The 10,617-nt window shown below is 68.8% G+C and carries 10 protein-coding genes; 2 read left to right on the top strand and 8 right to left on the bottom strand.

Features of this window, described 5'->3' with window-relative positions; genetic code table 11:
• Positions 1-90: 90 nt before the first annotated feature.
• Entirely contained in the window at positions 91-1,440 is a 1,350-nt protein-coding gene (dctA, locus tag ACWGE0_RS38350) for a C4-dicarboxylate transporter DctA (RefSeq protein WP_452265775.1), read from the bottom strand.
• A 111-nt stretch (positions 1,441-1,551) separates the two neighbouring features.
• Between dctA and ACWGE0_RS38345 the strand changes: the two genes are divergently transcribed.
• Positions 1,552-2,451, top strand: coding sequence for a TAXI family TRAP transporter solute-binding subunit (locus ACWGE0_RS38345; protein ID WP_452265774.1), 900 nt, complete (start codon positions 1,552-1,554; stop codon positions 2,449-2,451).
• Here the strand turns inward: ACWGE0_RS38345 and ACWGE0_RS38340 are convergent.
• From ACWGE0_RS38340 to lgt, 3 genes are read right to left on the bottom strand one after another with little or no spacing between them, the layout of a single operon-like run.
• A complete protein-coding gene (locus ACWGE0_RS38340; protein WP_452265773.1) occupies positions 2,420-3,793 on the bottom strand; it encodes an ATP-binding protein in 1,374 nt (457 codons plus the stop codon). The two genes, ACWGE0_RS38345 and ACWGE0_RS38340, sit on opposite strands and share 32 nt — an antisense overlap.
• Before the next feature lie 48 nt (positions 3,794-3,841).
• The gene (locus tag ACWGE0_RS38335; protein ID WP_319969496.1) at positions 3,842-4,504 is read right to left on the bottom strand and encodes a response regulator transcription factor; all 663 of its coding nucleotides are present in this window, start codon (positions 4,502-4,504) and stop codon (positions 3,842-3,844) included.
• 3 nt (positions 4,505-4,507) lie between these two features.
• On the bottom strand, positions 4,508-5,548 hold the full coding sequence (gene lgt, locus ACWGE0_RS38330) for a prolipoprotein diacylglyceryl transferase (RefSeq protein WP_452265772.1): 1,041 nt from the start codon (positions 5,546-5,548) through the stop codon (positions 4,508-4,510).
• 261 nt (positions 5,549-5,809) lie between these two features.
• Here lgt and ACWGE0_RS38325 point away from each other — a divergent pair, with 261 nt between their 5' ends.
• Complete coding sequence (locus ACWGE0_RS38325) at positions 5,810-6,958, top strand: FAD-dependent monooxygenase (protein ID WP_452265771.1); 1,149 nt, start codon at positions 5,810-5,812, stop codon at positions 6,956-6,958.
• Here ACWGE0_RS38325 and ACWGE0_RS38320 read toward each other — a convergent pair.
• From ACWGE0_RS38320 to trpC, 4 genes are all read right to left on the bottom strand, one after another.
• Positions 6,955-7,524 carry a Uma2 family endonuclease gene (locus tag ACWGE0_RS38320; protein WP_452265770.1) on the bottom strand — a complete coding sequence of 190 codons (570 nt, stop codon included), beginning with the start codon at positions 7,522-7,524 and terminating at the stop codon, positions 6,955-6,957. The two genes, ACWGE0_RS38325 and ACWGE0_RS38320, sit on opposite strands and share 4 nt — an antisense overlap.
• 252 nt (positions 7,525-7,776) lie before the next feature.
• Positions 7,777-8,565 carry a tryptophan synthase subunit alpha gene (gene trpA / locus ACWGE0_RS38315; protein WP_452265769.1) on the bottom strand — a complete coding sequence of 263 codons (789 nt, stop codon included), beginning with the start codon at positions 8,563-8,565 and terminating at the stop codon, positions 7,777-7,779.
• Positions 8,565-9,785, bottom strand: coding sequence for a tryptophan synthase subunit beta (gene trpB / locus ACWGE0_RS38310; RefSeq protein ID WP_452265768.1), 1,221 nt, complete (start codon positions 9,783-9,785; stop codon positions 8,565-8,567). The genes trpA and trpB overlap by 1 nt, the downstream gene beginning before the upstream one ends.
• A 21-nt stretch (positions 9,786-9,806) precedes the next feature.
• Positions 9,807-10,616, bottom strand: a complete 810-nt coding sequence (gene trpC, locus ACWGE0_RS38305) for an indole-3-glycerol phosphate synthase TrpC (protein ID WP_452265767.1) — start codon at positions 10,614-10,616, stop codon at positions 9,807-9,809.
• Between the last annotated feature and the right edge of the window lies 1 nt (position 10,617).

Here is a 10,617-nt window from a genome sequence, read left to right as displayed (position 1 = left end):
GGTTGTCGTTGTCTTGGTTTTGTGTTTATGAGATGGTGGTGGTCTGGTGGCCGGGGGCGGGAAGAGACGCCCCCGGCCACGGACGTTCCTCTAGTGGGCGGCCGCGGTCTTGTCCGACTCGGCGTGCTGCTTCTCCAGCAGGTCGTCGACGTCGACCAGGTCCGGGTTGTCCAGCACCTCGTTCAGGCGCTCCTTGTCGAGCCCCTTCTGCCAGGCGGCGACGACCAGGGAGCCGACACCGTTGCCGATCACGTTGGTGATGGCGCGGGCCTCCGACATGAAGCGGTCGATGCCGACGATCAGCGCGATGCCGACCGCGGGGATGGCCGAGTGGGCCTCGAAGGCCTGCAGCGAGGCCGCCAGGGTGACCAGGCCGGCGCCGGTGACGCCCGCCGCGCCCTTCGACGCGATCAGCATGAACAGCAGCAGGCCGATCTGCACACCGATCGAGACGTCGTGACCGGTGGCCTGGGCGATGAAGATCGCGCCCATGGTCAGGTAGATGCAGGTGCCGTCGAGGTTGAACGAGTACCCGGTCGGGATGGTGAGGCCCACGACCGACTTCTGCGCGCCCGCCGCCTCCAGCTTGACCATCATGCGCGGCAGCACCGACTCGCTCGACGACGTGCCGAGCACGATCAGGATCTCGTCCTTGATGTAGCGCAGGAACTTCAGGAGGCTGAAGCCCGCGATCCGCGCCACGATGCCGAGCACGACGACGATGAACAGCAAACAGGTGGCGTAGAAGGAACCCATCAGCCACAGCAGCTTGCCGAGGATGCCGCCGCCGAACTTGCCGACCGTGTAAGCGATACCGCCGAAGGCACCGATCGGCGCCGCGTACATGACGATCTTGATGATGCCGAACATGACCTTGGACAGGGTCTCCATCGCGGAGACGACCTTGGCACCGCGCTCGCCCATGCCCGCCACGGCGACGGCCACGAGGATCGCGACGACGAGGACCTGGATCAGCTGTCCGTCCGTGAACGCGCTGACGAACGACTTCGGCACCAGACTCAGGATGAAGCCGGTGACACCGGTCTCCGCGGTCGACGCCGACTTCAGCGTGGCTTCGGCGGCGGACTCGTTCAGCGCGATCGCACCGCCCTGGTGACCCGGCGCCACGATGTTCACGACGAGGAGGCCGATGGCGAGCGCCACCGTCGTCATCGCGGTGAAGTAGAGAATCGTCCTGAGCGCGAGCCCGCCCGCCTTGGCGAGGTTGCCGAGGCCCGCGATGCCGACGATGATCGTCGCGAAGATGGTCGGCGCGATGACGACCTTGACGAGGTTGACGAACAGGTCCGCGAGCCACTTCATCTCGGACGCCTGTTTGGGGAACAGGAAGCCGACGGCCGCGCCCAGCACGATGGAGACGAGCACCCAGAAGTAAAGGTGCTTGTAGATCGGTTTGCGGCCGGTGGTGGTGGTCGCCACGGTTCCTCCTTGAACTTCGCGTTGGGTAGGAGAGTGAGCCGCGCCACCGACCTCAACAAGCCGACACACGGAAACTTCAGACAGCCCTGACGTAACAGCTAGGCTTCGCTCGTGTCGCTCAGCCGTCGCACACTTCTGGTAGGGGCCGGCCTGGCTCTCGCGGGGTGTACCCCGCGCAAGGTCGAGGCACCCGCCGAACTCGTGCTCGCGACCGGGCCGGAGGGCGCGGTGTTCCGCGAGGTCGGAGGGGCGCTGGCGGCCGCGCTGGCCGAGCAGCTGCCGGGCACGAAGGTGACCGCGATCCCGACCGCGGCGTCGGTGGAGAACCTCCAGCTGCTGCGCTCCGGTGACGCGCAGCTCGCGCTGTCCTCTTTGGACCCCATCGACGACCCCCAGAGCGTTCGCGCGGTCGGCCGGCTCTACGACAGCTTCATGCAGATCGCGGTGCCGATCTCCTCGCCGATCCACACCTTCGCAGACCTCGCGGGCAAGCGCATCTCGTTGGGCCCCAAGGGGTCCGGCACGGAGTTCACCTCGATGCGGATGCTGAGGGCGTTCAACGTGTCCGCAATGGACGAACGCATGGCCCACTCGGACGCGTCGCGGCGGGTCGCGGACGGGTCCCTGGACGCGATGCTGGCGCTGACCGGCATCCCGACCCCCGCGATCACCGACCTCAAGGGCAGGGTTCGGATGATCGACATCACGGCGGAGGCCGTCAAGCTCGCTGACGCCTACAAGGGGCCGTACATCCCGGCGACCATCCCCAGCACCACCTACGAGGGCGTGGCGGCGAACCCCACGTTCGCGGTGCCGAACCTGCTGCTGGCGCGCGACACGCTGAGCGCCGACGTGGTGGAGGTCGTGACGCGCACGGTGTTCACCGAAACGGCGCGGATCGTGGAGGGGCATCCGGAGGCGTCGCGGATCAACGTCCGCACCGGCATCGCCACCGGGCTCGTGCCGCTGCACGACGGCGCTATGCGCTGGTTCCGTTCCGTGAAGCGCTGAGGGAGATCCGGGCGTCCAGGCCGGGGCCCGCGTCGTGCAGGGTGAGCGTGCCGCCCGCCGACTCGATCAGCTCGGCGCAGATCGCGAGTCCCATCCCGGTGCCCGCGATGTTCTGGTGCTTGGTGGCGCGCCAGAACCGCTGCAGCGCCCGCTCCCGTTCCTCGTCGTCCAGGCCGTCGCCGTTGTCGATGACGTGCAGCTCACCGGGCCTGCCGGTGAGCCGGACCTCGGTGGCGTTGGCGAGCCGCACGGCGTTGCTGACCAGTTCGTCCAGCACGCTGCCGAGCCCGCCGGGTGGTTCCTGCATGGTGAGGCCGGCCGGTACCTCGATCTTCAGCGCGATGCCGGACTTCGTCGCGAGCGCCTGCCAGGCCGGCCGATGGGTCGCGAGCAGCTGGTCGATCTCGACGGGCTCGGTCTTGCGGGCGCTGTCGAGGCGGGTCGCGGCGAGCAGCGTGTCGAGCACGCGGCCCATCTCCTCGGCCTCCTCGACGGCGATCTCGTGCGCCTCCCGGCCGTGCTCGCCCTGCACGTGCGGCTCGAGGTTGTCGACGGCGAGCCGGAGGCTGGCCAACGGGTTGCGCAGCTGGTGCGACGCGTCGGCGACGAACGCCCGTTGCCTGTTCAAAGCCCTGCCGACGACGTCGACCATGGTGTTGAAGCTCTTCGCGAGCCGGCGGAGCTCCGGCGGCCCGCCCACCTCGTCCGCGCGCACGTCGAGGTTGCCCGCCGCCACCGCGGCGGTGGCCTCGTCGAGCCTGCCGACCGGCCGCAGCACCCAGCGCGACATCGGCCACGCGGCGGCGACCACGGCGAGCATCGGCGCGAGACCGGCCAGCGCCATGAGCCCCCACTGCCGCAGCACCTCGGTCCGCAGACCGCGCGTCTGCGAGATGGTGACGACCGCGGCGACGACCTCGCTGTCCCGCCCGACCGGTTCGACGACGACCATCGGCCCGGTGCGCCACGGCCAGCCCGTGTAGTCGGGTTCGGGCCTTATCCCGCCGTTCAGGGCGGTGTTCAGCGCCTTCGTGACCGCGGGGTCGTTCGTGGGGTTGAACCCGAGCCGGGAGGCCAGCAGGATCCGCTTGTCCGCGCTGACCAGGGCGACCGGCACGTCGTAGAGGGCGTCGTAGCGCTGGATCTCCTGGCTCAGCGCCTCCAGCCGGTCCGACTGCAGCGCGCTCTCACCGAGCGAGGCGAACCTGCTCGCGTCACCGAGGCGGTCGAGATAGGTGGTCTGCGTCTCGCGCTGCACCACCGCGGACGCCAACGGGATGCCGAGCGCCGCGACCAGGGCGACGAGCAGCGGAACGGTGATGACGAGCAGTCGGCGGAGCATCGGTTGAGATTGTTCCGCACGTGCCTGTGGATGTCTCTTGGAGACTCGTCACGTGGCGAGTCGGTACCCCACGCCGCGGACCGTCTCGATCTTGACGTGCCCGCCGAGCTTCCCGCGCAACGCCGCGATGTGGGTGTCCAGCGTCCGCGACGGCGCCTCCCAGTGCGCCTGCCACACCTGGTCCACGATGAAGTCGCGGCTGACCACCTCGCCCTTGCGGGTCGCGAGGAGGGCGAGCAGGTCGAACTCCTTGCGGGTCAGCGACAGCGGCTCCCCGTCCAGCGTGACCTCGCGCGTCGACGTGGAGAGCTGCAACGCGCCGACCTGGACCAGGACCTCGCTCTCCGGCCCGGCGCGGTGCATGCGCGTCCTGCGCAGCACCGCCTCGATCCGGGCGAGCAGCTCCGACGTCCCGAACGGCTTCACCACGTAGTCGTCGGCGCCGGCCCGCAGGCCGAGCACGCGTTCACGTTCCTCACCGCGCGCCGTCACCGTGATGACGGCGGTGCCCGGACGGTGCCGCAACTCGCGCAGCACGTCGAGACCGTCGCCATCGGGCAGGCCGAGGTCGAGCAGCACCACGTCGGCGGGAGCGGCACGCAGCGCGTCGGCGGCCGTGGCCACCCGATGCACCTCGTAGCCGGCGTGCCGCAGCGCGGTCAGCAGGCCTCTGGCCACCCGGTCGTCATCCTCGACGACGAGCACGCGCACAGATCACTCCGGTTTGACGGACTCCGGGGAGCTCTTCTTGTCCTTCGCGTCGTCTGCTTCGTCGACGACGACGTCGGTCTCAGGCTCGGGTTCGGTCGCGACGACGGGTTCGCCATCGGCGGGCTGGCCCTCTGCTGGCTGATCCTCTGCGGGCATGGCCGTGCCCCGCAGTGCCGCGACGTCCTCACGTTCACCGCGCGACCTGGCGATGATGAAGTAGGCGACCGCGCCCAGGAACACCAGCGCCGACACGAACACGTTCACGCGCGTGCCGAGGATCAGCGTCGCCTCGTCGGTGCGCATCAACTCGATCCAGAACCGCCCGGCCGTGTAACCGGCGACGTACAACGCGAACGTCCGCCCGTGACCCAGCCGGAACTTGCGGTCGGCCCACACGATCAGCAGCGCGACACCGAGGTTCCACAACAGCTCGTAGAGGAACGTCGGGTGCACGACCTGGATCGGCGTGTGATCGATCGCCACCCCGGCCAGCGCGTCCTCACGGCCCTCCGGCGTGACGCGCCGGTAGATCTCCAGACCCCACGGCAACGTCGTGTCGCCGCCGTAGAGCTCCTGGTTGAAGTAGTTGCCGAGCCGTCCGATGGCCTGCGCCACCACGATGCCGGGCGCCAGCGCGTCCGCCATCGCCGGCAACGGAATGCCCTTGCGCCGGCACCCGATCCAGGCGCCGACCCCGCCGAGCGCGATCGCACCCCAGATCCCGAGGCCGCCGTTCCAGATCTCCAGCGCCGCGAGCGGGTTCTTGCCCGGCCCGAAGTACTTTTGGTTGTCCGTGATGACGTGGTAGAGCCGCCCGCCGACGAGGCCGAACGGCACCGCCCACACGGCGATGTCCGTCACCTCGCCCTTGATGCCGCCGCGTTCGACCCAACGGCGCTCACCCCACCAAATGGCGACGATGATGCCGGCGATGATGCACAACGCGTAGGCCCTGATGGGGAGCGGACCGAGGTACCAAACACCACGGTCTGGGCTCGGGATCGTGGCCAGGACGGCGTTCAACCCGTTCAACACGTCGCCCACCGTACCGGTGGCCCTGTGTGCGTCTCGTTCGGACGCTCGATCGTTACCGGCCCGAACCCTGCCGGTGCCGTGGGCTGGGGTTTGAGGGGCGTTGAAGATCGGCCGGCAATGGACCACGCCGGCGGCCCAACCGCGCGGGAAACACCCAGACCTTCTCTGCTGGGCGCGTCGATCCGGGCCCCGCCGCCTTCTTAGGGGGTTCGTGATCGCTGAGCCGAGATACTCGGACGCGGTCTGAGGCGGACTCGCGAAAGGTCGGACATGACGGTCCTGGTGGTCGGCGGCGGTATCGGTGGCCTGGCGGCGGCGCTCGGGCTCGCGCGGGCCGGGCATCGTGTGACGGTTCTCGAGGCTGCCACGGTGTTCGAGGAGATCGGGGCCGGCATTCAGGTGGGGCCCAACGGGTTTCGCATGCTCGATTCGCTGGGTGTAGGGGCTGTGGTGCGGGCGCGGGCCGTGCACGTGGACGAGTTGCGGTTGCGGTGCGGGGTTTCCGGGCGGCTGATCGCCGGGTTGCCGGTCGACGCCGGGTTTCAGGAGCGCTTCGGCACGTATGCGGTGGTGCATCGCAACGACGTGCTGACACCGTTGCTCGACGCCTGCCAGAACCACGAGTTGATCGAACTGCGGGTCAACAGCGGTGCGGAGGCGTACACACAGGACGCCGACGGGGTCACGGTGGTGACGCGGGCCGGCGATCTGGTGCACGGCGAGGCACTTGTGGGCGCGGACGGGTTGCGGTCGGCGGTACGGCGGCAGCTCGTCGGTGACGGGGAGCCGCCGGTGTCGGGGCACACGACGTTTCGGGCGGTCATTCCCGCTCAGGACGTACCGCGCTCGTTGAAGGAGAACGTCGTCACGCTCTGGGCCGGGCCGCGCTACCACGTGGTTTGGTACGTGATCGCCGGTGGGCGGTACGTGAACCTGGTGGCAACGGCGGACAACGGCGCCAAGGAGCCCATGACCGGCAAGCCCGTGGAGCACGCCGAGGTCATGCGGCACTTCATGCCGTTGTGCGACGACGCCACGCGGATCATGGAGCTGGCCGACGAGTGGCGTGCGTGGGTGTTGTGCGACCGTGCGCCGATCACGACCTGGCAGGACTCGCGGGTCGTGTTGCTCGGGGACGCCGCCCATCCCGTGCTGCAGTACGCCGCGCAGGGCGCCTGTCAGGCGTTGGAGGACGCCGTGTGCCTCTCCTCCGTGTTCGACCCCCGTGACGTGGCCGGCTCTTTTGCGCGGTACGTGTCGCTCCGCTCGGAGCGCACCGCGCGCGTCCACCACGCTTCACGGTCGATGGGTCGGGAGGTCTACCACCCAGCCGGTGACGCCGCTGCGGCCCGTGACGCGATGTTCGCCTCGTGGACCGTCGCTGACCTGCACGAACGGCTGGAGTGGCTCTACGGCTAGGAGGGCAGTTCGATCGTGACCGGGAACGGCCGCTCAAGGGTCAGCACCCCGTTGTCGCTGCACGCGATCTCGACGTATTTCCCCTGTTCTCCAAGCTCGAACAACTTCGCCTTGGGAACGTCCTGGCCTGGATCGATGATCAGGTAGTAGGAAACACCGGCTTCCGCGTACATCTGACGCTTGAGCACCAGATCGTTCACCTTGGTGCTCCGGGAGATCACCTCGCCGATGAGGAGCACGTCCGCCGCCGGCACGGTCAAGCCTTTCGCGCCGCGCTTCTTCAGCACCGTGAAGTCCGGGATGAACAACCGATCGCCTTCGAACTGAACGTTCAGCTCGATCGTGGTCTCGAACTGCTTCGGACACGCTGAACGCAACGAGTACGACGCTTCGAACACCAGTCGCTGATGCACGGCGGTCCCCAGCGGGCTCACGTACAGCATCCCGTCAACGAGTTCGATGCGCTGACTGTTGTCCTCAGGGAGAGCGAGGACGTCTTCGAGCGTCCAGGGCCCTTCGTGAGTGGGCAGCAGGAAATCGGGTCGAGCTTCGGCTGGCGCCGCCACTGGGCATCACCTCCGTTGACCGCCTGCGCACCACCAGTGTGGCACGCCAGGCGGATGGCCGGCTTGTGCATAGCGCCACGATCCCAGGTCAGACCGACAGTCAAACGGGGTTTTGGCCCCAACCGACCCAGATTCACTCGATCAGGTGTTCGAATTCATGTCATGCTCTTGGAGTAACTCCACGCCCCTGAAAGAGCAGCAAAAAGCCGCCCGACCCGCAGGGCCGAGCGGCTTCGACAAGAACCGGGAAACTCAAACCGTCGCAGCGGCCGATCGCACGCCCTTGGCCAGGTCGGCGGCCAACGCACGCACCGCACCATCGCCCTCAGCCACGGCCGACACGAAAGCAGAACCGACGATCACGCCGTCCGCGAACCCCGCGATCTCCGCGGCTTGCGCGCCGGACCGCACGCCCAGCCCGACACCGACCGGAATGGAGGTGTGTTCACGCACCCGCGCAACGAGTTCAGGAGCAGCGGACGACACCACGTCACGGGCACCGGTGACGCCCATGACCGCGGTGGCGTAGAGGAAGCCGGAGGAGGCACGTGCGGTCATCGCGATGCGCTCCTCGGTCGACGACGGCGCCACCAGGAAGATCCGGTCCAGCCCGTGCGCCGCGGAGGCCGCCATCCAGTCGTCGGCCTCGTCCGGCACGAGGTCGGGCGTGATCATCCCGAGGCCACCCGCGGCCGCGAGGTCGCGTGCGAACGCGTCCACGCCGTACTTCAGCACGGGGTTCCAGTAGGACATCACGACCGCACGCCCACCGGCGTCAGCCACGGCAGCCACCACGTCGAACAGGTCGCGAACGCGGAAACCGGCGCTCAGGGCCTGCTCGGCGGCGGCCTGGATGGTCGGGCCGTCGATCACCGGGTCTGAGAACGGCAGACCGACCTCGACCAGGTCACACCCGGCGTCGATCATCGAACGGAGGTAGTCCTTGGAGCCCTCGACCGTCGGGAAGCCCGCCGGGAGGTAGCCGACCAGCGCGGCCCGCGACTCGGCCTTCGCCGCCGAAAAAACGTCAGACAACGACATCAGGCCTGTCCCCCGTCACCGAGGCCGAAGTACGCAACGGCCGTGTCCATGTCCTTGTCCCCACGCCCGGACAGGTTCACGACCAGCAGGCCGTCCGGTCCGAGCGACGGCCCGAGCTTCAGCGCGCCCGCGAGGGCGTGCGAGGACTCGATCGCCGGAATGATGCCCTCGGTCCGCGACAGCAGGGCGAACGCCTCCATCGCCTCGGCGTCGGTCACCGGGAAGTACTCGGCCCGGCCGATGTCCTTGAGGTGCGAGTGCTCAGGGCCAACGCCGGGGTAGTCGAGACCGGCGGAGATCGAGTGCGCCTCGGTGATCTGGCCGTCCTCGTCCTGCATCACGTACGACATCGCGCCGTGCAGGGAGCCGGGCGTGCCGGCGGTCAGCGTCGCGCCGTGGCTGCCGCTGTCCAGGCCGGAGCCACCGGGCTCGACACCGACCAGGCGGACGTCGAGATCGTCGATGAAGCCGTGGAAGATGCCGATCGCGTTCGAACCGCCACCGACACAGGCGACGACGGCGTCGGGCAGCCGACCGGCCTTCTCGAGGATCTGCTCACGCGCCTCGATGCCGATGACGCGGTGGAAGTCGCGCACCAGCAGCGGGAACGGGTGCGGGCCCGCGGCCGTGCCGAGCAGGTAGTGCGTCTCGTCGACGTTGGCGACCCAGTCGCGCAACGCCTCGTTGATCGCGTCCTTCAGCGTCCGCGAGCCGGACTTCACCGGGATGACCTCGGCGCCCAGCAAACGCATGCGGGCGACGTTCAACGACTGCCGCTCGGTGTCGACCTCGCCCATGTAGACGACGCAGTCGAGGCCGAGCAGCGCGCACGCCGTCGCGGTCGCGACGCCGTGCTGGCCCGCACCCGTCTCGGCGATCACGCGCTTCTTGCCCATGCGCTTGGTCAGCAGCGCCTGACCGAGCACGTTGTTGATCTTGTGCGAACCCGTGTGGTTCAGGTCCTCGCGCTTGAGGAACACCCGCGTGCCGGCGTGCTCCGCGAACTTCGGCGCCTCCGTCAGCAGCGACGGACGGCCCGCGAAGTCCCTCAGCAGGCGCTGGAACTCGTTCACGAACTCCGGGTCGATGCGCGCCTTGTCGTACTCGGCAGCCAGCTCGTCCACCGCCGCGATCAGGGCCTCCGGCACGAACCGGCCACCCCACGGGCCGAAGTGGCCCCGGTCGTCGGGATCATGCGGCGTGGGCGTGAACTGGCCCATCTGGTAGCTCCTCTAGCGCTGTTATCGGCTGGGCCGCGGGCATGCGGGGTGCGAACCGGCGGTCACGAGCTTGTTGACGGCGGCCTTGGGGTCGCCGCTGGTCACCAGGCTTTCGCCGACGAGCACCGCGTCGGCGCCCGCACCGGCGTACGACATCAGGTCGCCGGGCCCGGTCACGCCCGACTCGGCGATCTTGATCGTCTCGAAGGGTAGTCCCGGAGCGATCCTGCCGAAAACGTCTTTATCGACCTCCAGCGTGTGGAGGTTGCGCGCGTTCACCCCGATGACCGACGAACCCGCCTCGAGCGCACGGTCGGCCTCCTCGGCCGTGTGCACCTCGACGAGCGCCGTCATGCCGAGCGACTCGACCCGGTCGAGCAGCGACACCAGCGCGTTCTGCTCCAGCGCGGCCACGATCAGCAGCACCAGGTCCGCGCCGTGCATCCGCGCCTCGTGCACCTGGTACGGCGCGACGATGAAGTCCTTGCGCAGCAGGGGGATCTTCACCGCCCGGCGCACGGCGTCGAAGTCCGCGAGCGACCCGCCGAAGCGGCGTTGCTCGGTCAGCACACTGATCACCGACGCGCCGCCCGCCTCGTACGCGGACGCGAGCTCGGCAGGCTCCGGGATCTCCGCCAGCGCGCCCTTGGAGGGGCTGCGGCGCTTGACCTCGGCGATGACACCCACGTTCGGCCCGCGCAGCACTGACATCACGTCGAGCGGCGGAGTTGCCTTGGTCGCGCGCTCCTTGACGACGTCGAAGGACAACTGAGCCTCGCGAGCGGCGAGATCCTCACGCACACCTTCGAGGATCGACTCGAGAACCGTCACA

It is taken from the genome of Lentzea sp. NPDC054927 (assembly GCF_053610285.1).
The sequence above is the reverse complement of the archived record's forward strand: the minus strand, read 5'-3'. Positions and strand labels throughout refer to the sequence as shown.

Bases quoted from the DNA above. Each gene is read 5' to 3' on its own strand.
- trpB (WP_452265768.1), bottom strand. From the start codon at position 9,785: ATGGGCCAGTTCACGCCCACGCCGCATGATCCCGACGACCGGGGCCAC.
- ACWGE0_RS38325 (WP_452265771.1), top strand. From the start codon at position 5,810: ATGACGGTCCTGGTGGTCGGCGGCGGTATCGGTGGCCTGGCGGCGGCG.
- ACWGE0_RS38340 (WP_452265773.1), bottom strand. From the start codon at position 3,793: ATGCTCCGCCGACTGCTCGTCATCACCGTTCCGCTGCTCGTCGCCCTG.
- trpA (WP_452265769.1), bottom strand. From the start codon at position 8,565: ATGTCGTTGTCTGACGTTTTTTCGGCGGCGAAGGCCGAGTCGCGGGCC.